Genomic DNA, 24,632 nt, shown 5'->3' with positions numbered 1-24,632 from the left:
TGAGCCTCTTACAGTGTTTATTCCCTGCATTGCTGTTACCTCGACGCATTGCGCCAATGATGTAGGGTCATGGGTAACAGCAATACGGTCTGTTTTTTTAATTATTCATTTCTGCCTAACCAAACGATGTCTTCGTAAATATCGGGTGAAGTATCTCCTTCAGTGCTGATAAGTAATATGCGTGAGTGGTCATCAAGCTTGAGCTGTTGGCACAAAGTATGATGGGTTGGGTTTTTGGTGAGTTCGTACAAAAGGCCGAGGCCAATAGCACCTGACTCCCCTGAAATAAAAGGTGTATCGGTATCCGGACGGGGAGCTGCTGCAATGCGAACGCCGTTTGCGGCAAGGCTGTCATGTGCGGAGATGAAAATATCACTATAGTCACGTAACACAGGCCAACTGATAGTATTTGGTACGCCACATGCTAAGCCAGCCATTACGGTATTCATGGCACCACCGACACTATGTGGCAAGCTGTCGTTAGCCACGGCGGATTGGTATAGGCAATTCGCTTTATGGGGCTCGACAACAATCAAAACTGGCGGATTGTCTTTCATTAACCCAACAAAATAACCCATGATGGCTGCGGCGAATGAACCTACACCTGCTTGTAAAATGAGGTGTGTTGGCGGTTGTTTTAATTGTTCAACCGCTTCCAAGGCAAGTGTCATATACCCTTGCATGATCCAAGTTGGAATTTCTTCATATCCATCCCAAGCGGTATCTTGTAGTAAGATCCAGTTGTTCTGAACCGCCATTTGGCTGGCTAGTTGCACAGTGTCGTCATAGTTTAATTCGGTAATTGTGCATTGAGCGCCGTGATTGCGAATGTTCTGTGCGCGGATTTCTGATGAACCCTTGGGCATATAAACAACTGCTTTCATTCCTAGCTGCTCGGTGGCCCATGCAACGCCACGACCATGGTTGCCATCAGTTGCAGTCACAAAAGTGATATCACCAATTTGTGCTTTTATTGCAGGAGATGACAGCATTTCAAAGCTTAATGTATTGATATCTCGGTTTAATTTTTTCGCTAAAAATTTACCAATCGCATAAGAGCCACCAAGCCCTTTGAAGGCATTTAAGCCAAAGCGCTTTGATTCATCTTTAACATGGATAGCACCTAAGCCAAGTGTGTGGCTTAAGTGGGATAATTCCCTAAGTGGTGTTGGCTGGTAATCGTGAAACTTACTGTGGAAATGCCTAACTTCATCTCCGACAAGTTGATTTAAAAACGACAAATCCGCGGCTTGTTGGCGTGGTTTTTTTTGTAAATTAAATTGATAGGCAATTTTCTCTAACATAAAAAATCCTTGTTAATTAATACAATATAATCGCTACATGGCAATAAGCATGACCATCCCAATTAATGATGAATTAATCATATTGATAACCAGCGCTAATAATTGGCTTTTTTTTGCAGGAAAAATGCAAAAATAGCGTTAATATTGAAAAAATACGCAACAATGTTGCATTTTTTCTGCTAATAAAAGGATGTAATAATGAAGTTAGATGCATTTGATAAGAAAATTCTGACTATATTACAAAGAGATAATAGAATTTCGCAGCGGGAATTATCGTCTGAAATTAGTTTGTCAGCCTCGGCGATTAATCGGCGTATTGCTGCAATGGAAAAAGCTGGGGTCATCAAAAATAGTGTGACCGTAGTGAATGCCCATAAAGTTGGCAGGCCTATTACGATTATTACTCAGGTTAGCTTGATCAATGAGCGTTTAGATTTGTTAGAAAAGCTCAAAAAGAATTTTACGAATTGCCCTCAAGTTCAACAAGTTTACTATGTTACAGGGGATTTTGATTTCTTATTAATTATTAATGTCGCGGATATGGAAGAGTATGAACGTCTAACGCATGAGCTTTTTTTCAATTCTGAAAATATACAGAGCTTTAGAACGATTGTGTCTATGCAAAATGCCAAACAAGAGCTGACGGTTATACTGAACTGACTTTATAGGTAAAAGTTACTAACTCACTGTTTATCAGAGTGTTCCACTGGAAAATTTAACTTATTCACCGTAATTTGATGCAATTCAATATTTACCAAAGATGCTTTTACGATGAAAAAATGTATTTTATTGCTGATTTTGTTTACCAGCTTTGGCTACGCAAAGTCCAATTACCACGGTAATTCCTCACGTCATGACACTCAAGTTGTGCATATTTGTGCATTATCCCCATTTTCTGAATTTTATGCAGAAGCCGCTTTTTCTGAGCAAAATGCACGGCAAAAAGTCTCTCGCCGCTGTGAGTTAGGCCAAGGAAACGGGAGTATTTTTTGTAAAGCCAAAGATGCGAAATGCAGCACCAGTAAAATATCGTTCAATGGCGATTACATCGAAGAGAGTATGGTTGTCTACACAAAAACATGGCAAAAAGGGGAGTATCTAGAAATTGAGGAAAATACCCCTAACTTATCCCGCTATAATTTTGCTGATAAAATCGCCTCTTTCAGTATTCCTGATGGCTGGACGGTGCGTTTTTATGAAGGATTTAACTACACAGGAAAGTACCACACGGAATCTGGCGGTGCACATAACGCGTTAGGTTATGGCGATAAAATACGTTCCATTAAAATTATGCGTCGTTAATTATTTTCGTGAATAAGGTCAGGAAAGCCCGACCTTATTTCTGACTTAATGCTCTGCAGTCACAGCATGAACATGGGGAAGGTTGCACTTTCACCATTAACAAACAGATTTTATCTCAGACTATTAATGGTGACGTCTAAGGTACAATTAATTGCCAATCCTGCTCAGCCATTATTTTTCCATTGATTTGTAATTGTATTTGCTGCTTTCCTGCATAGTATTGCCGAGTGGTGATGGGTTTAACCGCATGTTTCTTTTCTAGGGTAAGGGCTTCATGGGCACCTAATGTCATAGTGCGTAGCTTAAATACTTTGGGGGTGATTTTCCCATTTGCTTTCATAAAACCAATAATATAATCGATCACCAAATTTTGCGGTTTATCACTGTGTGAACGTATGCAAAGGTTAAGCGTTAAATATTCCCCCAGTGTAATATTTGGAGTGGCACTAAACTGCTCAATAGAAACCTTTGCTTCATGCTCTACACCTATGAGTGCTAAGGCGTTGGGATCCCCTTGCTTAATTAATGTTCTTAGCGCTTGCTTAATAATCCACGTGATGTATTGCTGTTCTTGCGGTGTATTCGCCTGTTGTTTCCATTTTGCGAGTAATTGTATCACGTAATCAGGGTGGTCTTTCGAAATATCATTAAGGTGATTTGCCACGCTTTTACGGACATATAGCTCACCATCAAACTTAAGTGCCTCCAAAATAGGGCGAGTTGCGATAGGGTCTTGAATAAATACCTGTAATTGTTCTCCCCAAGGCAGACGGGGGCGAGAGCCTTCTGATGAAAAACGGCGTACATGCACATTCTCATCACTGGCACACTTAGCTAAAAATACCATAGTTTCATCAGGGTATTGTTTGATAAAAGGGCGAATGGCCCATTCTGACGTAAAATAGGTAGTCAGCAATTTCAGGGCATCGAATGAGATTTTGTGGTGGGCTAGGCCTTGGGATTGAATAAATTCAGCGAGCGGCCAAACGGCAAATCCTTGTAACTTATTTTGTTTTAGCACTGAAACAATAATTTTAAGTGCTGCAGGGTAATCAGCGGGTAGTTCTTTTATTAACACATCTCGGATAGCACGAACACGCGCTTTCATTTCAAGTTGAGGAAACTCAAGCGTTAAATTATACAATGCGTTAGCGTTAAATTCTGGATATTCAGGACTAATGAGTTCAGCAAGTTGCTGCAACAGTTTTTCATTAAAAAGATGCTTAAATGCCTTTTCGTTTTGTTCTTCAGCTACACTCGCCATGTTTATTCCTTTATCGCTATTTTACGTTGTTATATTGCCTTAAATTACTTTGGCAGAATATGCCATTTTTGAATCGTGAAAGAAAAAACTTGTACTAGACCAATCAGTCCAGTACAGTAACCTCATGAACAAACATGCTGAACACGATACACGTGAACATCTTTTAGCAACCGGTGAACGCCTTTGTCTGCATCTCGGTTTTACTGGGATGGGGCTTAGTGAGCTACTAAAAACCGCACAAGTGCCTAAAGGGTCGTTTTACCATTATTTTCGCTCCAAAGAAGCGTTTGGTGTTGCGATGCTAGAGCGTTATTACGCTGACTACTTGCAACGGCTAACAACGCACTTTGAACAAGGGGCGGGGAGCTATGGTGACCGCTTTTTAGCGTATTATGGTGAAATGTTTCAACAGGTATGCCATCTCAGCCAAACTAATGGTTGTCTCACGGTAAAGTTGTCTGCTGAAGTGTGTGATTTATCTGAAGATATGAACAAAGCGATGGATGAGGGTGTTCGGCAAATTATTGGTTTGCTTGCGGATACTTTAGAAAAAGGTCGTCAAGAAAAGTCGCTTTATTTTACGGGTGATCCTTTATCGAAGGCTCAAGTTTTCTATGCACTTTGGTTAGGTGCAAATTTACAATCAAAAATTACACGCAGCACAGTTCCATTGGAAAAAGCCTTGGAACATGTAAAAAATATACTGTGTACGCCAAATAATTAATTGGCGTTTTTATTTACTCAGTTAATAGTCGACTGGTCTAATACGGAGCCATTATGTCGCAACAAAAATTATTCACACCGCTCAAAGTCGGTGCTTTTACAGCAAAAAATAGAGTATTCATGGCACCACTGACTCGTTTGCGTAGCATTGAGCCGGGTGATATTCCCACTGCATTAATGGGGGAATATTATCGTCAGCGTGCGAGTGCAGGGCTTATCATCTCTGAAGCGACACAAATTTCAGCGCAAGCCAAAGGCTATGCAGGAGCTCCGGGGTTGCATAGCCCTGAGCAAATTGCCGCATGGAAACAGATCACCGCGGGAGTACATGAAGCGGGTGGGCATATTGCCGTTCAATTGTGGCATACCGGGCGAATTTCCCATGAAACATTACAGCCTGAGGGGCAGGCTCCTGTTGCACCTTCAGCTTTAAACGCCAATACACGGACATCACTGCGTGGCGATGATGGGCAAGCAATCCGGGTGGATACCACCACACCAAGAGCATTGGGGCAGCAAGAGATCCCCAAAATTGTTGATGATTTTCGTCAAGCGGTAGAAAACGCACGCCAAGCAGGTTTTGATATGGTGGAATTGCATGGTGCTCACGGGTATTTGTTGCACCAATTTTTATCGCCTGATGCGAATCATCGTGATGACCAATATGGTGGTAGCATTGAAAATCGCGCACGTTTTCTGTTAGAAGTGATTGATGCGGTGTGCGCGCAATGGGCACCCGAGCGTATTGGTATTCGTTTATCGCCAATTGGTAGTTTCCAAAATACAGGAAATGGGCCTGATGAAGAAGCGGATGCGTTGTATGTCATTGATGCATTAAACCAGCGTGGTATTGGTTATTTGCATCTCTCTGAACCTGATTGGGCTGGTGGCGAGCCTTATACCGAAGCATTTCGCCAGAAAGTTCGCCAATGTTTTGACGGTGTGATTATTGGTGCAGGTGCTTATACCCCTGAAAAAGCGGAAGACTTAATCGAAAAAGGGTTGATTGATGCAGTGGCTTTTGGCCGTGATTTTATAGCCAATCCTGATTTAGTCGCCCGTTTGCAGCAAGGTGCGCTACTGAACCCTCAACGACCTGAAACATTTTATGGTGGTGGTGCTGAAGGTTATACTGATTATCCCTTTATGAAGTAGCAATATAATAATAGGCACAATCAATCGAAAACAATAAAGACTGACTGTGCCTATATTGTAATGTATACATTACAATTCTCTGCTTTTTTCTATCTTTTGTAATTTAAACGTTACCAACTTAACCGAAGTGTGCTCCAAACACTCTCCCGCAGTGCAGCGGGTACACCATGGTGTTCAGCAAGTTCTCGCCACGTTGAAACCACCGCAATTGTCTCATCAATAATCTTTTGCGCTTTATTACGACGAAGGTGGGTAATTTGCTCGGTAATTGATAACAAATCATCATGGGTAAAATTATCACGCTTACCAGCTAAGGATAATTGGTGTGACTGTACCCATTCTGAGTCTTTTTTATAACTCCATGCGAGGTCATAAGCTGGCGCTAGTTGCCACTCATATTCGTCATTTACCATAAAGGACCAATTTTTAGTGTGGTCATCATGGTTACGGGCGATGATATTAAACACCATTCGGCGATAAATTTGCTCTTGCTCTTTATTCGACAAACCCAATTGCCGTGCGGTTAACAGCAACTCTTCGTAACTGAATGCGCCAGGTTTGCGAAAATCAGCATGCGCCAAGCCGCACAAACTTAACACGTGATATTTTAAGTTGCCCACACGATCAAAGCGTTTGGTCATAAAATGGGCGCGACCACTTTGTGACTCTCGTAATAACTCACATTCGGACATTTCAATACCCACTTGCGTGGCCATCAGGTAATAAACATACTCCATGACACCAAACCCTTTTGGGTCACCAAAGGTTTCTTTATTGGTTTGGTGTTCAACCACACCATCAAATTTAAGTAAGTAATGTTCAAAACCTTCAGGGACGGTGACTTGGCCTGAACGTATTTCTGTTCGATCTTTATTGACGGCGACTACGGCTTTAGCACGTGCACCACCTGCGGAAGTACCGATTTGCAACAGCTTAGACATCGAGGATTCTTCACTATCGGTCAAGTGCAAATCATCTCGCGCATCCAGCACTTTTTGGGCGATATTCACCAATTCTTCAATCAAGATGGGGGCATTTTCTTCAGCATTTGGGTAATTCGTTGGTTGGTACTCAAGTGCGCCCATGCCCCGAGTTCCGGTATAGAGTAATCGGTCTAAAGCTAAAAATTGTGATTTATCTTTACCTTGGCGTGCAAGCCATGCATTGATCAAAGCATTCCCAAAATCATCAGGTAATGAATCTGCAAATACAGCAGGTAAGCCGCGATAGGTATCAACCGGCAAACTGCGAAATGTATAGGTTTGTGAACTTAATGGTAAGTGAAGCGGGGAGAGACTAAAACCGTCTTTTTGCCACTCCTTGGTGTATTCGAAGGTCGCAAACCCGCTATCATCGGTGTAGGCTAAATAGCCAGTTGGGATATTATCAAAAAAGACGGTGCAAGATTTGGCTATCATATTGAACCTTTATTTTTTCGGTTAGCTAACATTTCTTTGACGGAGAGCTTGGTCTGTATTTGGTTACGTCTAACATTTTGTTGTTTAACGATTTCTGAAGGGCGCAAAGACGGTGGGGGCACTAAGGTATCGAACCCTTCCAGTAAATTAAGTTCGCGTAATACACTGATAAATGTACCAAGACTGCAAGTTCCTTTCTGTATCCGTGCATAGGTCGGGCGGCTAATCCCTAAATTTTCAACAAGTTCTTCCTGTGATAAGCCCCTTGATTGTCTATAATATTCAAGGCGGTTATAAAGTTCTTGTGTGATTGCTAAGTCAGACATTGCCATTGAAATTTTCATATTAGCCTCGAATGTAATGTATGTATTACAAGATAGCGTTTGTTTGACTATTTTGCAATGTATACGTTACAATTCACCCTTTATCTATTAGCTTTAAAGAATCGAAAAAATGCCAAAAAGAAAACAAATTATTCCTAAATCAATGGAAAAATTAGCCCAGCGAGCAGGTTATGCCCCTGCGGTACTCGTTGGCGATACACTATATTGTGCAGGGCAAGTGGGGCGTACCGCAGATTTACAAGTTATTGACGATCCTGAAGCTCAATTTCAAGCCTGTTGGGAAAATTTACGTCTAGTTCTCAATGAGGCAGGCTTTACTTTCCACGATATCGTTGAAATGACAACCTTTCATGTGGAGATGAAAAAGCATATGGATATTTTTCGCCGCGTCAAAGATGCTGTTTTTCCCCGAGGTGAGTGTGCTTGGACCTGTATTGGCGTCTCTGAATTGGCCCACCCAGGATTGCTTGTGGAAATTAAATGTATTGCTGTAAAAACAGTTAATGAATAAGACAATTCGCTCTTTTCTTTTGCTGAAAAAACCTCGTACAGTAAAGGTCTATTTATTCTCATTGAGTTGCTTATGAAACGCATTCTTTCATTAATGACAGCGGGCTTTCTCTCATTATGCAGTATGACAAGTGCGCATGCGGGTGACCCCGGTCCGTACCGTTTAGTGTTTCTCGATATATCCCAAGCCCCGTATAACGATGGGCAAAAATTATTGATTGAGCTGCGGGAAATGAGCGCACTTCCTGACGAGCAAAATCGGCAATGTTTTATTTGTGACAATAATGATGATAGCTATTCTGTTGAAGTACTTTATGTCTACTCTGCACCAGTGGGGCTATTAACGGAAGACCTCCGCAAAGCCGTGGAGGGCGATAAGCAAGCAAAAACCCGTATGCAAACGGTACTAACTGAGTTTCATGATAAGCAAGGTGAGGGTGTTGATGGCTTATTGTTATATGAGCATGTGGCAGGCAGAGTGAATATCTATACGATGGATAAAAAAATTGGGTCTAAACTGGAGGTTGAAAGTAAAGCGGTGAAAAACCGTTTACTGCACTCCAGCTTAGATAACCTATTAGAAAAAGCGGCAAATAAAATAGATAGGCCTGTTTGATTAACAACGCCCCTGATACTAAGGGGTTTCAAATTGCGTTAAGGCGGTTGAAAACTTCTCAATCAGCCGCTTAAAATCACCAATCTCATCATCATTCCATAGATTAAACATTTGTTGATAAAACTGGTAGCGGGTTTGGTCAATTTTAGCGGTCATCTCTTTTCCCTGAGGGCTTATCAGAGCGTTATGAATGCGCTTATCTTGGCTATCTTGCTGGCGGATGACCAGTTGTAATGCCACTAATTTTCCCACTTGGCGGCTGACCGTGGTGTAATCCCGCCCAACCATATTGGCTAACTCAACAATGCCTACAGGCCCAAACCTGTCTATGCCAATCAGTAAAGGGAACAATGCTTTATCTAAATTAATGCCTGCGGCTTTAATGAGAATGTCATCGCGATTAGGATCATTAAATTGGAAAACAATCCGCAGCAATGCGCTATGGAGTTCATCTATTTGCCGTAAATTAGGTGTATTTTGCATATTATTTCTTGGTGTTTAATTTATCTTCATTTAATATGTGCATTATACACCTATATGAAAGGAATAAAAATGAAAGCAGCTATCGTGAAAAATAAAGGGGAGACCCCCGTTTATGATGATGTTGATGCACCTATCGAACAAGAAGGGTACTTTCTCATTAACGTGGAAGCGAGTGCATTAAGCCAGTTGGCAAGAGTGCGTGCGGCAGGAACCCATTATAGCTCCCCTAAACAATACCCATTTATTGCAGGGATTGATGGCGTAGGGAGACTCGAAAATGGCCAGCGTGTCTATTTTTTATTACCTGAAGCGCCATGGGGCGGAATGTCAGAACAAACGTCGGTGCCAATAACACATTGTATTAATGTACCTGAAAGTCTCGACGCAGCACTGGCTGCGGCAATTGCCAACCCCGGCTTTTCATCTTGGGCTGCATTAACTCGCCAAGCGAAAATTCAAGTAGGGGATACTGTTTTAATTAACGGTGCTACGGGGACATCGGGCACGCTTGCCGTCCCCATTGCGAAACACCTTGGGGCATCAAAGGTGATCGTCACAGGGCGTAATCTTGAAAAACTTGAACAGTTACGCCAACAAGGTGCTGATGAAGTCATTCCACTGGATAAACTTGCAGAAGAATTACCTCGCTTATTTAATGAAGGCATTGATATTGTTCTTGATTATTTATGGGGGGAAAGTGCAACGGTCATCCTTAATGGCGCGATAAATGTGGAAAGTGACCCGATCCGCTTTGTGCAAATAGGGTCAATTAGTGGCGATGCTATCCAATTAAGCAGCAAAATATTACGTTCTTCGAGCCTGATATTAATCGGCAGTGGGTTAGGAAGCGTTTCCCTTGAGGATCTAGTGACTTGTGTTGGGGAGCTATTATTCGCTACCGCAGAGAAAGGGTTTAACTTGCCTTACCAAACAGTTCCATTAAGCCAGTTAGCGCATGTATGGCACGATGGCGGCAGCGATATACGCACTGTGTTTTTGGTTTCTTAAATTTTCACGAAGGGTAATAGCGGAGGAAATTCTCCACTATTACCTTTATCGAATAAATGTTGATACAGGTAACCCAAATCGAGATGCCAGTTTTTTCATGTGATCCAAGGTTAGGTTGCGTTCACCATTAAGAATTCGGCTAACATAAGAACGAGAACCTAACTCGTTTTTAAAATCGGTGGTATTTAATTTGTACTGATCCATTAATGTTCTTAAAACAGCAACGGCGTCATCGCAACTGTTTAGCCTTGCATTAAAGGCTTTAAATTCAGGTGCATTTTCTTCATAAAGATCAATTTTAGCGCAAATCATATCAATCAAAGGGTTGTCTGGGTCATGTTCAACTAAATATTCAACCAGCTTAATGGCTTCATCATAGTCTTTTCGTGAATGGCTGCCACCTAATAATGGGACGATATTGATAAGGCTGTTTGCCGCTTTAACTGCATCGTTAATTATCATTCTTTTGTTCTCCGATAATGGTCTACCAACTTGTTATATTCAGCATGTGTTGATATATGCTTTACGAAGATTTTTTCTCTTTCAAAATCAGCAAAAAATAAGATCCGTAATGTGTTGCCACCAATATCAATTACCCAACATTTTTCTCTGTATTTCATTCTATCAAGGCTAGGAAAAGCCTGTTTTAATTCATCAGGTGAACGGTATGCATCCCGTTTCAATGTCCTGTATGCATCTATAATTGCTTGAGCATTCTTAGGAAAACGTACTGATGCGAGCTCAAAGGGTTCTCTGGATATCACGTGCATTGCACCTCCTTGTATCAATACTGTTCATTGTATCATCCCTCATTAACGTTGCCAAATAGGCAACATTATCCATATCATTCGCTTGTTACGATTTATCACAGAAATATCATGTGTTGCATTTCATTTAGTGACACACATCATATGTTAATCATTTGTGACTTTTAAGTTATCAATAATTACTTTATATATAAACTATATCTAAACGGTAAAGTTAATAGATAAAGCATGGGAGTTGTTGATGACGAAATATTTTACCAAACCCCACAAGATCCATTTCTCTGAGTGTGATCCCGCGGGGATCGTGTTCTACCCGCAATATTTCGTGATGTTCAATAACCTCCTTGAGCGTTGGGTCGATACGCTGATCCCCCAAGGGTTTGCAGGCTACATCCTCGAACAACGTTTTGGGTTACCCACCGTGCACTTGGAGGCAGAGTTTAAAGCCATTAGTCGCATGGGGGATGACGTCATGTTAGAGCTGGTGGTTGAGCGGATTGGGCGTAAATCACTCACACTGTGCCAACGCTGTGTCAGTGTGGCGGGCGAACTGTGTATGCAAGTGACACAAACTTACGTCACCACGTCGCTCGTTACGCACCAAGCCATTCCTATTCCAGAGGCCTTACATCAGGCACTCACGGCTCAGCCAGCGGTATAAGCAAAGGGGAATTTTCATGAATATTGTGTGTATTGGCGGGGGACCCGCTGGGCTGTACTTTGGGTTACTGATGAAGCTGCAAAACCCACAAAACCGCGTGGTGGTGGTTGAGCGTAATCGCCCGTTTGATACCTTCGGTTGGGGCGTGGTGTTCTCGGATGCGACACTCAACAATTTGCGCCAAGCTGACCCGGTGTCTGCCCAGACCATTTCCGCCGAGTTTAGCCATTGGGACGATATCGACATTCACTTTAACGGCGTCTGCAACCGCAGTGGTGGGCACGGCTTTATCGGCATTGGGCGTAAAAAGCTGCTCAATATCTTGCAAGACCGCTGCCTTGAGCTGGGGGTGGAGTTGGTGTTTGAAACCCAAGTCACCGACGACCAAGCCATTGCCCGCGAGTACAACGCGGACTTACTGATTGCCTCTGACGGCATTAACAGCGCCGTGCGTACCCGCTATGAAACCGTTTTTAAACCCGACATTGACCCGCGTCGTTGCCGCTTTGTTTGGCTAGGCACCAAAAAGATTTTCGACGCCTTTACCTTCCTGTTTGCCGAAAATGAGCACGGTTGGTTCCAAGTTCACGCTTACCAATTCCAAGAGGGTTTATCGACTTTTATCGTCGAAACCACCGAGGAAACGTGGCTCAAAGCCGGCATTGACCAAATGTCCCAAGAAGACGGTATTGCCTACTGTGAAAACCTGTTTGCCCCGTGGTTGGACGGGGAGAAACTGATTGCCAATGCGGCGCACTTACGTGGCGCGGCGATTTGGATACGTTTCCCGCGGGTGATTTGCGATAACTGGGTGCATTGGACACAGCCTTCGGCAGGCAAAGACGTGCCCGTGGTATTGATGGGGGATGCGGCGCACACCGCCCACTTCTCCATTGGTTCAGGCACCAAGCTGGCGTTGGAAGATGCGATTGAGCTGTGTGAAAGCTTAAACACCACAGGCGGCGATTTGCGCAAAGGGCTCGAACATTACCAAGCGGTGCGCAGTGTGGAAGTGCTGAAAATTCAAAATGCGGCACGTAACTCAACCGAATGGTTTGAAAATGTCAGCCGCTATGAAAATTTAGCGCCTGAGCAGTTTGCTTATTCATTACTCACGCGTTCTCAGCGCATTTCCCATGAAAATCTACGGGTTCGCGATACGGCGTGGTTGGATAACTACGAGCAGTGGTTTGCCGCACAAGCGGGGGCGCCGAGCAAGGTACCACCGATGCTGACGCCGTTTAACGTGCGAAATATCACCTTGAATAACCGTGTGGTGGCCTCGCCGACACTGTTATACAGCGCCACTGACGGCGTGGTGGGGGATTTTCACACGGTACACTTGGGTAGCCGTGCCTTGGGTGGCGTCGGGCTTGTGATGACCGAAATGACCGCCATTGCCCCAGATGCGCGTGCAACATTAGGTTGCCCAGGCATTTGGAATGATGAACAGATGGCGGCGTGGCAGCGTGTAACGCAGTTTGTCCACCAAAACAGTGCCGCCAAAATCGGCATTCAATTGGGGCATGCAGGGCGCCGTGGTTCAACCCAGCGGGGGTGGGAGCAGGAAAACCACCCGTTACCGAGTGGGAATTGGCCGCTTGTCTCGGCCTCCGCGTTAGCGTATTTACCGAACGTGTCGCAAATGCCAGCGGCTTTAACGGAAGCGCAAATGGCGACCGTGATTGACCAATTTGTGGCGGCGGCAAAACGGGCTGACAGAGCAGGCTTTGATTGGCTAGAGCTGCAAGCGGGTCACGGCTATTTATTGTCGAGCTTCTTATCGCCGCTCACCAATGTGCGCACCGATAACTTTGGCGGTAGCCTTGAAAACCGCCTGCGTTTTCCGCTGGCCGTCATTCAGGCGGTACGCCAAGTATGGTCAAAACCGTTGGCGGTGCGTATCTCCACCACCGATTGGGTGGAGGGGGGCACCACGGTGGATGAAGCGGTGTTGATGGCCGAGGCGATGAAACAAGCAGGGGCAGACCTGATTGATTGTTCCTCTGGGGAAGTCTCCTCTGAGCAAAAACCGGTGTACGGGCGCATGTTCCAAACGCCAATGGCTGACCGCGTGCGCAATGAAGCGGGTATCCCCGTTATCGCCGTGGGGGCCATCACCGATGCGGACCAAGTGAACAGCATTATTGCCGCGGGGCGTGCGGACTTGTGCGCCTTATCGCGTCCATTACTCGCTGACCCTGCGTGGCTGTTGCACGAGTGTGCCCGCCATGGCTGGGACGTGACATGGCCTGCGCCATATGAATATGGGCGTCAACAACTGTTACAGCAAGTCAAATCCAACGGGCGCTAGTCGCCCTGTGAATGAGGAGAACGAGCCGATGAACCTGAAATCCCATGACCAATACCGCGAAAGTATTGCAGGTCGCGCGGATGTGGCAGACACCCCTGAGCTTGTGGCGTATTACCAAGAGCTCGCGGATTTGAAAACCGGGGCGCTGTGGACGGTAGCCAACAAGATTGAGCCGTGGCAGCCGCAGTCGTCTTCGGTGCCAGTGTTATGGCGCTACCGTGACTTGCGTGAACACGTACTACGTTCGGTCGAGCTGGTCACCCCCGAAAAAGCGGGGCGCCGTGTGGTGTATCTCAATAACCCCGGTCGCCAAGACGTGGCGGCGGCCGTGGGTTGGCTGTACTCGGGCTTGCAAGTGATGCACCCGGGGGAAGCCGCCTCCGCCCATGCGCACTCATCGTCAGCCCTGCGTTTTATTATGGAAGGGCGTGGGGCCTACACCATCGTGGAAGGGCAAAAAATGATGCTCGAAGCGAATGATTTTGTGTTAACCCCGAATGGTACGTGGCATGAGCACGGTGTGGCAGAAGATGGCTTACCGTGCATTTGGCAGGATGGGTTAGATATCCCGTTGGTCAATGCGCTGGAAGCGGGGTTCTACAAAGTCCACCCCGACTTACACCAAGCCCACACTCGCCCCATTGATTACCCTGTTGGGATGTGGGGCGGCACGGCGCTGCGCCCGCACGATATCGGTTGGGATAAACCCTATTCGCCGCTGTTTAAATACCAGTGGGGGCCAACGTATGAGGCACTGTGCCGCGCTGCAAAGGTGGCCGATGGCTCGGTGTTTGATGATGTGCTGATGCACTACACCAACCCAATCACTGGCGGGCACGTGATGCCCACTATCGGCGCGAGCATGCAATTGCTACGTCCGGGGTTTGTGGGCAAAGCCCATCGTCACACAGGCAGCTTTATTTACCAAGTGGCAAAAGGCCACGGGTATTCGATTATCAACGGGCAACGTTTTGATTGGCAAGAGCGCGACATTTTCTGTGTGCCATCGTGGATGTTCCATGAGCACGTGAACACATCGCAAACGGACGATGCGTGCTTGTTCTGCTTTAACGACTTACCGGTGATGCAGTCACTGGGGCTGTATTACGAAGAGGCCTTGGTGGACAACGACGGGCACCAAACCGTGACCAGCTAGAAGATGAAATCAGGGTGCAAGAGGCGTGCCAGACACCCTCGATAACCTTGCTCTACCGAATTGATTTTATGTGTTTATTTGACTTTTTATTGATTTCGATTAACCGATTTTACGTGAAACAGGCTGACAGCGAGACGCTGCGAGCCGAGGAGAAAACACCATGCGCTTGATTACTTACCGTTCTGATGTGACCGCCGCTGCCCGTTTGGGCGCCATTGTTGACCACCAAGTGGTGGACTTGGCTCGTCTTGCCGAAGAGCAGGGGCAATACCTGCCAGACAATATGTTGGATTTCATCGATTTAGGGCCACAAGGGGTGCGCGCGGGGACTGAACTGCTCAATGGCTACGACGGGCAATTTCCCGCAGGGACTGCATGGCCAGTACAAAATGTGAAAATCTTGGCGCCAATTCCGCGCCCGCGTAAAAACATCTTTGGTATTGGGTTGAACTACGTTGAACACGTGGCGGAATCGAGCCGCACCTTGGACACGTCTAAAGAGCTGCCGAAAGAGCCCGTTATTTTCTCTAAACCACCGACCACGGTGATTGGCCCAGGGGATGCGATTGAACATAATGCCCAAATTACCCAGCAGTTGGATTGGGAAGTGGAACTGGCGGTGATTATGGGCACGCGTGCTAAAGGGGTGGCGGCGAAAGACGCGTTAAATTACGTCTTTGGCTACAGTTTGATGATTGACATGAGTGCCCGTGACTGCCGTCGTGCGGGGCAATGGATTTACTCCAAAGGGCAAGATACCTATGCGCCGTTTGGCCCGTGCATTGTTACCGCGGATGAAATTCCCGACCCGCACACGTTGGATTTAAGCTTGAAGGTCAACGGGGTTACCAAGCAATCGTCCAACACCCGCCACATGCTGTTTAACGTCAATGTGTTGATTGAAGACATCAGCAAAGGTATCACCCTTGAGCCGGGGGATATCATTGCCACGGGGACGCCAGAAGGGGTCGGTGCTGGGCGTTCACCACAAGAGTGGGTGTGGCCGGGGGATGTGATTGAGGCATACGTGCAAGGCATTGGTGAACTGCGTCACCCCGTGGTTGCAGTGTAAACAAGGAGCAAGGCCATGTTGAACTTAGCGCAATTTAAAGCGGCGGCCGTGCAAGCGGCGCCCGTGTTTCTCGATACCGACGCCACGGTTGATAAAGTGTGCCGCCTGATAGAAGAAGCGGCAGACAACGGCGCGAAATTGGTGGCGTTCCCAGAAGTGTTTGTGTCGGGTTACCCGTATTGGAGTTGGGTGATGAACCCAATTGACGGTAGCCCGTGGTTTGAAAAGCTGTGCAAATCGGCCATAGAAGTGCCGGGGCCAGAAATCCAAAAAATCGCCCACGCGGCAGCACGTCACCGCATCAATGTGGTGATTGGGGTCAATGAGCGCAATCCACACGGTATTGCCACCTTGTATAACACCTTGGTGACCATTTCCGACGAAGGCACCCTTCTCGGGCGTCACCGCAAATTGGTGCCAACGTGGGCAGAAAAGCTGACGTGGGCCAACGGGGATGCGTCCTCGTTAAAAGTACACCAAACCAGCGTGGGGCCATTAGGTGCCTTAGCCTGTGGGGAAAACACTAACACCTTGGCGCGCTTTGCGTTACTGGCGCAAGGGGAGCTCGTGCATATTGCCAGCTACATCGCCTTGCCTGTGGCACCCAAAGATTACGATATGGCGGAAGCGATTCGTTTAAGGGCATCCGCACATTGCTTTGAAGGTAAGGTTTTCACGATTGTTTCGTGTTCGACGGTGTCGGAAGAGATTATCGAGGCAATGTCCGCGAGCCACCCTGAGGCGCGTGAGCTGTTAGCGCGCCCAAACAGTGCCTTTTCGGGCATTATCGGCCCTGACGGTCGTGTGGTTGGCGAACCGCTGATTGATAAAGAAGGGATTGTGTATGGCGATATCGATTTAAACCGCTGTATTCAACCACGACAAATGCACGATATCACTGGGCACTATAACCGCTTTGATATCTTTGATTTACAGGTGAACCGCCGTCCGCTGAGTGCCGCCCGTTTTTACGGCGAAGGGCAAAGCGTGGAGGAATTAAACCCGACTGAGAGCGATGTACCGTTTGGGGAGAAAAAAGGATGAGTCTGGCACGCACATTTCGGATTGGGCAGATTGTCCCGTCCTCGAACACCACCATGGAAACCGAAATTCCCGCTATTTTGCGAGCACGGGAAGCGCAGTTTGCAGAGCGTTTTACCTTTCATTCCAGTCGCATGCGGATGAAAAAGGTGACCAAAGAAGAGCTGGCGAAGATGGATTCCGACAGCGACCGTTGTGCCCTTGAGCTTTCGGATGCGGCGGTGGATGTGCTCGGTTATGCCTGCTTGGTCGCTATCATGAGCATGGGGAAAGGGTATCACCGTGTGTCTGAAAGCCGTTTACACCAATGTACCGTGGATAACGGGCACCCTGCGCCGATTGTCACCAGTGCAGGGGCATTAGTGGATGGGCTGCATGCCATAGGGGCGAAAAAAGTGTCTATTTTGACGCCGTACATGAAGCCACTAACGCAATTGGTGATTGAGTATATTGAAAGCGAAGGCATTGAAGTGGTGGATAGCATTTCGTTGGAAATCCCCGATAACTTAGCGGTTGGCAGGCAAGACCCGCTGGCGCCTGTGGAAATCACCAAGCGGCTGAACACCAATGTGGATGCGATAGTGGCATCAGCGTGTGTACAAATGCCGTCATTACCCTCGGTGCAATTGATTGAAAACCGCGTGGGCTTGCCCGTGTTGTCTTCTTCGGTGGCCACCACTTACATGATGTTGAAAAAGCTGGGTTTAGAGACACGTGTTGACGGGTTTGGGTCGTTACTAAGTGGAAAGTACTAAAATAACATTTAATTCATGAGGTACTGAAAATGCTAGGTTCAACCGTTCATATTGATACCTTTACACGTGATAATTTACCACCACAAACCTTGTGGCCAACGTTTTTATTGGTAGGAGATGAATACCCTGAATATATCAATGCTGCGGTTGAATTAACCGATAAAATGGTTGAACAAGGGTATGGTGATAAACTCGCATTGATTGGTGATGGTTATCAATTTACCTATAAAAAACTCACTGAATTAACAAACCAGATCGCTCAAAGTTTAATTGAAGATTATGGTGTCGTGCCAGGCAACCGCATTTTGATCCGTTCTGCCAATAGCCCGATGATGGTTGCGTGTTGGCTTGCTGCGACTAAAGCTGGTGCGGTTGTTATCAATACTGACCCTATGCTGAGAAGCCTTGAGCTCAATAAAGTCGTGAATAAAGCAGAAGTTTGTTTTTCCCTGTGTGAAAAACGCTTATTGAATGAAATTGAAAATTGCCAAAAAGAGAATCAATTCCTAAAAACAATTATTCCTTTTGATGGTAGTGCAGAAAATGTCGGTGAATTAAACCAAGCCGCTGAAACAAAATCTGTGAATTTTCAGGCAGTGCTTACGGGGCGCGATGACGTCGCTTTATTAGGGTTTACCTCTGGTTCCACGGGAGAGCCTAAAGCCACAATGCATTTTCATCGCGATATCTTAGCGATAGCCGACCACTATGCAAAAAATACCCTTAAGATAAACAGCAAAGATATTATCTTGGGTGCATCGCCACTTGCCTTTACTTTCGGGTTAGGGGGCTTAGCAATTTTCCCGTTACGCTTTGGTGCAACGTCAATATTAATGGGGCCACTTACACCAATTCAGTTCTTGGAATATATTGAAAAATATAAAGTTACCATTTGCTTTACTGTTCCAACGGCATACAAAGTGATGATTGATGAAATTAAAGACCGAAATTCATTATCCTCATTAAGGGTTGCAGTTTCCGCAGGGGAAACATTGCATGGTGTGCTTTATGATGCGTGGATTAATAAAACGCAGATCCCTATTTTGGACGGAATTGGTTGCACTGAAATGCTGCATATCTTTATTTCAAACAGTATTGATAACCACCGCCGAGCTTCAACAGGGCGAGTATTAGACGGCTATCAAGTTAAGATTGTTGATAATAATATGGATGAAGTGCCTTATGGTGAACCTGGTTGGTTAGCCGTAAAAGGGCCAACGGGCTGCCGTTATTTAGCCGATGAAAGACAAAAAAACTATGTACGCCAAGGGTGGAATATTACGGGGGATATTTTCAAACAAGATGAGGATGGTTTTTTCTATTTCTCAGATAGGTCAGACGGCATTATTGTAAGCTCAGGGTACAATATTTCTGGAACCGAGTTAGAATCCGTATTATTAACCCATCAGGCGGTAAAGGAATGTGTGGTTATTGGGGTTCCTGATGAAGCGAGAGGTAAAATTGCCAGTGCATTCATTGTATTAAATGATTGGATAACACCAGAAGATAGCTTAGTTAAAGAGTTACAGGATTATGTGAAGTCTAAAATTGCACCTTATAAATACCCAAGAGCTGTAAAATTTGTCGATGAATTACCTAAAACTTCAACAGGTAAACTTCAACGCTTTAAATTACTCGAATAAATATCAAAGCCGAAATAATCGTACATAGATTATTTCGGCTAAGTCTTATTTCAAAATAGGATGTTGATGAACAATATCATTCACTTTTGACTTGGTACTGGATAATAAACTGCTTAAAATTTCTTTATCTTCTGATTTAATACCCGCCAACAATTCATTAATCCATGCTTGATGCTGAGTTTTCATTTCATAAAATAAGTCTAAGCCTGTTTGGGTTATTTTAATAATACTCGCGCGACGATCATCAGGGTCAGGGAGGCGAACAATTAGTCCATCTTTCTCAAGGCGTGTTGCAAGCCCTGTGATGTTTCCTGCAGTTACGATAATCAGCTCAGAAAGTAGCCCCATGCGGATACCTTCGGGATTACGTTCCAATTGCGATAAAATATCAAACCGAGATAATGAGCTATTAAAGTTATTGCGCATTCGTAACTGTAATTCAGATTCGATAATTTTTACTGTGGACAATAAATATAACCATAGCCTGATGTTTTTTTTGTTTTCATCCATCGTTTTTACTCTCGATAATACGCAGGTTAATTGCAGTGCTTGTATATTATTTGGTCACTTTGTTATTATGCCAATAAATAACGCCATTGGGAATCTAATATTAAATTAATGGTATCACTTATACCATTAATAAATAAAATAAAGTGTAAAGATTAGAACGTATTTTATGAAGCGGAAGAGAGCGATGTCGCGAAAGACAAACCCGTATCTATTGCAACTGTTAGCGAAGAATTCACCAAGACTATGTGTGGCAACGACTTCTATAAAAAATATAAAAGTTAGCCCTAACTAAAATAAATCAAAAAGATAGGACTAAATTGATTAATCCTATCTTTTACTTCATTAGAATTGGTAAACCAAACCTAAGCCTAATACGTTGTCAGTATTAATGCCATAATCACGTGTGAAACCATTTTCATTAAGTAGGTTGATTTTATAATCGATCACCGCAGACATATTGTTATTAAAGTCATAAGCTGCACCTACAGCAATGTATTTCACTAAATCTTTATTACCATTTGAGCCTAAGTTTTTACCTTTAGATTGGTTGTACCCTATGGATGGGGTAAGCCCAAAATCAAAAGAATATAGTGCAACAACTTCTAAATTTTCTGTTTTATTAGCAATAGATTCATCATCAGAACCAAATCTTGTGGTATTTAAAGCTTGGCCGTACATTGCAGCTAAATAAAACTCATCAAGCTCCAATTTACTGCCAATATTCCATGCTTCAGCACGTTTGCCGGTTGCGCCAGTCACAATATTATTTTGAGCAGATGTACGTTTCGAGTTTGAATAACCACCTCCAAACGTGACGCCGTAACCTAATTCATATGCCGCTGAGAAACCATAACCATCACCATTGTTACTCAAAACATCATTACTAGACGATAAGTTTTGGTCACCATTTTTGCCTTGATACTGAAGTGCGAAGTTTAGTCCTTCTATATAACCAAATCCATTATTGTTTCGATAGGTCAGTAGGTTACGGTTACGACTAGTCATGAACGTATCTTCCTGATCCATTGTGTCTGCTCCCCATAAAGGAAGAACATCCGTCCAGGCATTGGTATCATAAATAACACCATAGTTACGGCCATAATCAAAGGAGCCAAAATCCCCCAATTTTAGCCCTGCATAGGCCAAACGGTTTTGGTTATTGTTAGCGTTTTCAGACTCATTCGTCGCCGTTTCCCACTCAAAACGGCCAAAACCAATAAGCTGATCTGTAATTTGCGTATCACCTTTTAGCCCTAAACGAACTCTTGAATCATCACCATCTTCACCACTTTTAGACTTAGCAATATGATGACGGACATCAATTTGCCCATAAACATCCATTTTATTACCTTGATGGTTATAAACTTCAGCGCTGTAAGCTGTTCCCGTCACAATTAACATCGTGCTGTATATCGCTAACTTATTGAGTTGCATTGGAAGTCTTCCTTAAGTTTATTAATTTGGAATACATCATTAGTACTTATAACAAGTAACTGTTAGGTATTATCAACTATAAAAAATACTTTAAGCAATTCTTAATCAGTAAGAAAAGATGTCATTTAGGCAGATATAGGGCAGAACACACTATTATTTCCTTATTAATAAGTATGTTATTGCAAAAACAAAATAGAATAATATTTTTAAGGAAAAATAAATCATTCAGGATGATTTTAATATCGCGATCGATATCCCAAAAATAGCAATTATTACTTAACCTAAATTTAAGTATTCTCATAATGGATAACACTATGATTTCTACGAAAAACCAATTTTCATCTCGATGAATAGAGAAGTGGAAAAGGGATGCCCTAGTGTAGGCATTATTTCCACGATGAAATGGAAATTCACTGTCTGCACAGCATTAAGCCAATCCAGTATGGTGTCAGAGTAGTGGTTAGATATCGCGCACATCATCAATATGATGCGATTTTATTAATGGCTTAATTTAGGTGCTTATTATGTCAACGAAATTATCGTATTGGGCATTATCCTTAATGTTTGCTAGCTCGTCGTTATTTGCTGAATCACAGTTTGCATGGGTAGGGACTTATAGCCCAAATGGGGAGGGTGTTTATCGTTTTGATATCAACGAACAAACAGGGCAGTTAACCAACAAAACACTCGCAGCCCCACTTACCAATGCCGCGCAATTGGTACTCTCTAAAAATGGTAAGATATTATATGCTGGTAGTGAAACTGAAAAAGGCACTATTCATGCTTGGCGGGTCAAAGATACGGGTGAACTTGAGGCTATTAATAATGTTCTTTCAGGAGGCGATGGCCCAGTCTACTTGTCATTGACCCCAGATGAACGCTTTTTATTAGTGGCAAATTACCATAGTGGTTCGGTTGCGGTTTTACCTATACGTGAGGACGGCGGGTTAAATATCGCGAGTGAAATGATACAAAATCAAGGCCCTGCGGGCGCACCTCGACCAGAAGCCGCCGTTGAAGGCAGCTTTGCTATTAGCGACCATAATGGCCCTCATGCACACATGATAGGAACCGACCCATCTGGAAAGTTTGTGTTTGTCACTGACCTCGGTTTAGACCGTATTTATCAATATAAATTTGAGGATAAAAATGGAAAACTCATACCGAATAATCCACCGTTTATTATGTCATCTTCAAAAGGCTCCGGACCACGTCATTTTGTTTTTTCAAAAGATGGGGATAATGTGTGGTTAGTTAACGAAGAAGCGTCAACACTCACTCAATACCATTTTGATAAGCAAAAAGGGACGTTAAAAGAAGGGCACACAACCTCAACATTGCCTAAAAACTACAAAGGGACCAGTTTTATTTCAGGTATTGTTGAAAGCAAAGATGGTAAGCAACTATATGCTGCGAACCGATTGCATAATTCAATTGCTCATTTTAATGTTAATGCCGACGGTACTTTGGGGGATGCAGCATACACATGGACTCGCGGTGATTATCCAAGAACATTAACACTTTCGCCTAATGGCCAATATCTATACGCATTAAATCAACGTAGTGACAATATCACACGTTTTAAAGTTGCACCAAACACAGGTGAGTTAACCTTTGTTGATGAATTTGTGGCAGTAGGTGCACCATCACAAATGGTTATCGGGAATAAGTAATTGGGAAAGACGGTATGTGAGAAACATACTGTCTTATTAAAAACCGTCTTACTCTATTTCTGATGGCGTTAATCCTTCGTTAACGTCCCGTTATCTTGGACTCGCCTTAGAAGCTACTTATGAGTCGTTTTTAAGGGAGTAAAGCCCACTCGTAGCGAGCAATCAAAATAACGCCTATTAGATTGATTCGAGGTGTTCTGCAGCTAGCATCTGTTTTAATTGGTTAATATTGGAAACGGGTACGCCTGCCATTTGAAATACTGTTGTTGTGAAACTTACCGGCGCTGAGCCCGAACTGGTAATAATTCCGTCGGAAACCACGGCAACAGCACTATTACAATAGTAATGATTGCCTGTATAACCGTCAGCATTTTCTAACAAGAAGCTGGGGTTATTTGATGTATGAGTTATGTTATTAAGCAAGCCCGCCCGTGCAAGCGCAAGCGTTCCACCGCAGATACCAGCTATGGCAGCATGAGACTCATTATTACACGTATGAAGAAACTGCCGTAAATCAGGTGCGTTTTTTGTTTCCCAAATGGTTCCCCCAATTATCACTACCACATCTGGCAGCCACATTAAACATTGCTGCAAAGTTCCATCAACCGTGACAGATAACCCACCTTGTGAGTGAAATACGCCCGGTGTTGGCGAATAAAATTGTACATCAACACCGTAATAGGTACTCGTTCCAGCAATCAGTGAGTATTCCCAGTCAGCAAAGCCAGGGGTTAATATTAACGCAACTTTTTTCATAACGTGGTAACCTTATCTTCCGCATCATTAAGATATATTTCTACCCGCTCTTTCCCTTTGCCGATATTTACTCTTTTTAATCGAATGGTGCCAATCTCCGCTGTGGACCTGACGTGTGTGCCACCACAAGGGACTTTAGAAAACCCTTCAATTTTCCAGTATCTACGTTCATTAGGTTCATCATCAAACCCCGTCTGAATTTGATGGTCTTCAAGTATAATTTCATTGGCCTTTGTTGCTAAATCAGGAAGGATGTGTGTGATACTTTCTGGCCAGAAAAAATCAATTCGAGACTTGTCTTGGCTGATATGCGCACCAATTTTTGTGATGTCCCCGTACGTTTTATAAAATAGTTCAAGCACAAGCTCTGCGGCAAAATGAAGACGCATAAGACGTTGACGTCTTTCTCCATTAATCAGCACATCTACCGATTGTCCCACTTCTAGCTGATGTCCTTCAGGTAGTGTATAGGTGATATTTAATGCTGTTTTTTTAGCCGCTATCACAGGGTAACCACCTATAGAACCTTCATCACTTTCTTGCCCGCCAGAAAAAGCGAAGAAAATTGTTGAATTTAATTCAATGTCATTGCCAACGACATTTTTAACTTGTGTGGTATGTGATGTTGCATAGGGATCTACCCAAAATGATTTAATTGTCATCGGGATTACTCTTGCTTCTTTGAAAAAAGGGCATTGAATATGATTCAGACCCATGAATAGA

General features: G+C 44.1%; 26 protein-coding genes. 15 read left to right on the top strand and 11 right to left on the bottom strand.

The window, feature by feature from the left end; all coding sequences use genetic code 11:
* Positions 1 to 101 precede the first annotated feature (101 nt).
* Positions 102 to 1,241 (bottom strand): diaminopropionate ammonia-lyase, encoded by a 1,140-nt coding sequence (gene dpaL, locus J6836_RS06890; protein WP_255586400.1) that lies wholly within the window; start codon positions 1,239 to 1,241, stop codon positions 102 to 104.
* Between the two features lie 261 nt (positions 1,242 to 1,502).
* On the opposite strand from dpaL, the gene J6836_RS06885 reads away from it, so the two are divergent.
* On the top strand, positions 1,503 to 1,964 hold the full coding sequence (locus tag J6836_RS06885; RefSeq protein WP_219247936.1) for an Lrp/AsnC family transcriptional regulator: 462 nt from the start codon (positions 1,503 to 1,505) through the stop codon (positions 1,962 to 1,964).
* A gap of 111 nt (positions 1,965 to 2,075) precedes the next feature.
* Positions 2,076 to 2,606 carry a beta/gamma crystallin-related protein gene (locus J6836_RS06880; protein WP_219247933.1) on the top strand — a complete coding sequence of 177 codons (531 nt, stop codon included), beginning with the start codon at positions 2,076 to 2,078 and terminating at the stop codon, positions 2,604 to 2,606.
* A gap of 136 nt (positions 2,607 to 2,742) precedes the next feature.
* Here the strand turns inward: J6836_RS06880 and J6836_RS06875 are convergent, their stop codons facing one another.
* Positions 2,743 to 3,870: a DNA alkylation repair protein gene (locus tag J6836_RS06875; RefSeq protein WP_219247931.1), complete on the bottom strand. Its 1,128-nt coding sequence runs from the start codon at positions 3,868 to 3,870 to the stop codon at positions 2,743 to 2,745.
* Between the two features lie 124 nt (positions 3,871 to 3,994).
* Between J6836_RS06875 and J6836_RS06870 the strand changes: the two genes are divergently transcribed.
* Complete coding sequence (locus J6836_RS06870) at positions 3,995 to 4,594, top strand: TetR/AcrR family transcriptional regulator (RefSeq protein ID WP_219247928.1); 600 nt, start codon at positions 3,995 to 3,997, stop codon at positions 4,592 to 4,594.
* 53 nt (positions 4,595 to 4,647) lie between these two features.
* Positions 4,648 to 5,748, top strand: a complete 1,101-nt coding sequence (locus J6836_RS06865) for an alkene reductase (RefSeq protein WP_219247927.1) — start codon at positions 4,648 to 4,650, stop codon at positions 5,746 to 5,748.
* A gap of 110 nt (positions 5,749 to 5,858) precedes the next feature.
* On the opposite strand, the gene J6836_RS06860 is transcribed toward J6836_RS06865, so the two are convergent.
* Positions 5,859 to 7,166: a type II toxin-antitoxin system HipA family toxin gene (locus J6836_RS06860; RefSeq protein WP_219247925.1), complete on the bottom strand. Its 1,308-nt coding sequence runs from the start codon at positions 7,164 to 7,166 to the stop codon at positions 5,859 to 5,861.
* Positions 7,163 to 7,510: a helix-turn-helix domain-containing protein gene (locus tag J6836_RS06855; protein ID WP_219247923.1), complete on the bottom strand. Its 348-nt coding sequence runs from the start codon at positions 7,508 to 7,510 to the stop codon at positions 7,163 to 7,165. Before J6836_RS06855 ends, J6836_RS06860 begins: the two co-directional genes overlap by 4 nt.
* A gap of 109 nt (positions 7,511 to 7,619) precedes the next feature.
* Here J6836_RS06855 and J6836_RS06850 point away from each other — a divergent pair, with 109 nt between their 5' ends.
* The gene (locus tag J6836_RS06850) at positions 7,620 to 8,021 is read left to right on the top strand and encodes a RidA family protein (RefSeq protein WP_255586341.1); all 402 of its coding nucleotides are present in this window, start codon (positions 7,620 to 7,622) and stop codon (positions 8,019 to 8,021) included.
* A 72-nt stretch (positions 8,022 to 8,093) separates the two neighbouring features.
* Positions 8,094 to 8,636 (top strand): hypothetical protein, encoded by a 543-nt coding sequence (locus J6836_RS06845; protein ID WP_255586340.1) that lies wholly within the window; start codon positions 8,094 to 8,096, stop codon positions 8,634 to 8,636.
* A gap of 18 nt (positions 8,637 to 8,654) precedes the next feature.
* On the opposite strand, the gene J6836_RS06840 is transcribed toward J6836_RS06845, so the two are convergent.
* On the bottom strand, positions 8,655 to 9,119 hold the full coding sequence (locus J6836_RS06840) for a MarR family winged helix-turn-helix transcriptional regulator (protein ID WP_219247921.1): 465 nt from the start codon (positions 9,117 to 9,119) through the stop codon (positions 8,655 to 8,657).
* Between the two features lie 69 nt (positions 9,120 to 9,188).
* Here J6836_RS06840 and J6836_RS06835 point away from each other — a divergent pair, with 69 nt between their 5' ends.
* Positions 9,189 to 10,127 (top strand): quinone oxidoreductase family protein, encoded by a 939-nt coding sequence (locus J6836_RS06835; protein ID WP_219247919.1) that lies wholly within the window; start codon positions 9,189 to 9,191, stop codon positions 10,125 to 10,127.
* 45 nt (positions 10,128 to 10,172) lie between these two features.
* Here the strand turns inward: J6836_RS06835 and J6836_RS06830 are convergent, their stop codons facing one another.
* Both J6836_RS06830 and J6836_RS06825 read right to left on the bottom strand, forming a co-directional pair.
* On the bottom strand, positions 10,173 to 10,589 hold the full coding sequence (locus J6836_RS06830; RefSeq protein WP_219247917.1) for a helix-turn-helix domain-containing protein: 417 nt from the start codon (positions 10,587 to 10,589) through the stop codon (positions 10,173 to 10,175).
* Positions 10,586 to 10,897, bottom strand: coding sequence for a type II toxin-antitoxin system HigB family toxin (locus J6836_RS06825; protein WP_219247915.1), 312 nt, complete (start codon positions 10,895 to 10,897; stop codon positions 10,586 to 10,588). The genes J6836_RS06830 and J6836_RS06825 overlap by 4 nt, the downstream gene beginning before the upstream one ends.
* 238 nt (positions 10,898 to 11,135) lie before the next feature.
* On the opposite strand from J6836_RS06825, the gene J6836_RS06820 reads away from it, so the two are divergent.
* The 7 genes from J6836_RS06820 (at position 11,136) to J6836_RS06790 (ending at position 19,536) form a co-directional block, all read left to right on the top strand.
* A complete protein-coding gene (locus J6836_RS06820; RefSeq protein ID WP_219247913.1) occupies positions 11,136 to 11,555 on the top strand; it encodes an acyl-CoA thioesterase in 420 nt (139 codons plus the stop codon).
* Between the two features lie 16 nt (positions 11,556 to 11,571).
* Positions 11,572 to 13,869 (top strand): bifunctional salicylyl-CoA 5-hydroxylase/oxidoreductase, encoded by a 2,298-nt coding sequence (locus J6836_RS06815; RefSeq protein ID WP_219245543.1) that lies wholly within the window; start codon positions 11,572 to 11,574, stop codon positions 13,867 to 13,869.
* A gap of 28 nt (positions 13,870 to 13,897) precedes the next feature.
* A complete protein-coding gene (locus J6836_RS06810; RefSeq protein WP_219249416.1) occupies positions 13,898 to 15,025 on the top strand; it encodes a cupin domain-containing protein in 1,128 nt (375 codons plus the stop codon).
* A gap of 160 nt (positions 15,026 to 15,185) precedes the next feature.
* Positions 15,186 to 16,097, top strand: coding sequence for a fumarylacetoacetate hydrolase family protein (locus tag J6836_RS06805; protein WP_219245544.1), 912 nt, complete (start codon positions 15,186 to 15,188; stop codon positions 16,095 to 16,097).
* A 15-nt stretch (positions 16,098 to 16,112) separates the two neighbouring features.
* Positions 16,113 to 17,141 (top strand): carbon-nitrogen hydrolase family protein, encoded by a 1,029-nt coding sequence (locus J6836_RS06800; protein ID WP_219245545.1) that lies wholly within the window; start codon positions 16,113 to 16,115, stop codon positions 17,139 to 17,141.
* The gene (locus J6836_RS06795; protein WP_273804859.1) at positions 17,138 to 17,893 is read left to right on the top strand and encodes a maleate cis-trans isomerase family protein; all 756 of its coding nucleotides are present in this window, start codon (positions 17,138 to 17,140) and stop codon (positions 17,891 to 17,893) included. The genes J6836_RS06800 and J6836_RS06795 overlap by 4 nt, the downstream gene beginning before the upstream one ends.
* A 29-nt stretch (positions 17,894 to 17,922) precedes the next feature.
* Positions 17,923 to 19,536 (top strand): AMP-binding protein, encoded by a 1,614-nt coding sequence (locus J6836_RS06790; RefSeq protein ID WP_219247911.1) that lies wholly within the window; start codon positions 17,923 to 17,925, stop codon positions 19,534 to 19,536.
* 45 nt (positions 19,537 to 19,581) lie between these two features.
* Here the strand turns inward: J6836_RS06790 and J6836_RS06785 are convergent, their stop codons facing one another.
* Positions 19,582 to 20,046 carry a MarR family winged helix-turn-helix transcriptional regulator gene (locus J6836_RS06785; protein ID WP_219247909.1) on the bottom strand — a complete coding sequence of 155 codons (465 nt, stop codon included), beginning with the start codon at positions 20,044 to 20,046 and terminating at the stop codon, positions 19,582 to 19,584.
* A gap of 342 nt (positions 20,047 to 20,388) precedes the next feature.
* Complete coding sequence (locus J6836_RS06780) at positions 20,389 to 21,480, bottom strand: porin (protein ID WP_219247907.1); 1,092 nt, start codon at positions 21,478 to 21,480, stop codon at positions 20,389 to 20,391.
* Between the two features lie 560 nt (positions 21,481 to 22,040).
* Here J6836_RS06780 and J6836_RS06775 point away from each other — a divergent pair.
* Positions 22,041 to 23,153, top strand: a complete 1,113-nt coding sequence (locus J6836_RS06775) for a lactonase family protein (RefSeq protein ID WP_428846737.1) — start codon at positions 22,041 to 22,043, stop codon at positions 23,151 to 23,153.
* Between the two features lie 177 nt (positions 23,154 to 23,330).
* Here the strand turns inward: J6836_RS06775 and J6836_RS06770 are convergent, their stop codons facing one another.
* Positions 23,331 to 23,909 (bottom strand): DJ-1/PfpI family protein, encoded by a 579-nt coding sequence (locus J6836_RS06770; protein ID WP_219247903.1) that lies wholly within the window; start codon positions 23,907 to 23,909, stop codon positions 23,331 to 23,333.
* A complete protein-coding gene (locus tag J6836_RS06765) occupies positions 23,906 to 24,571 on the bottom strand; it encodes an alanyl-tRNA editing protein (protein ID WP_219247901.1) in 666 nt (221 codons plus the stop codon). Before J6836_RS06765 ends, J6836_RS06770 begins: the two co-directional genes overlap by 4 nt.
* Positions 24,572 to 24,632: the final 61 nt, after the last annotated feature.

The sequence above is a fragment of the Providencia sp. R33 genome (genome assembly GCF_019343475.1).
Classification (GTDB): Bacteria; Pseudomonadota; Gammaproteobacteria; order Enterobacterales; family Enterobacteriaceae; genus Providencia.
The sequence above is the reverse complement of the archived record's forward strand: the minus strand, read 5'-3'. Positions and strand labels throughout refer to the sequence as shown.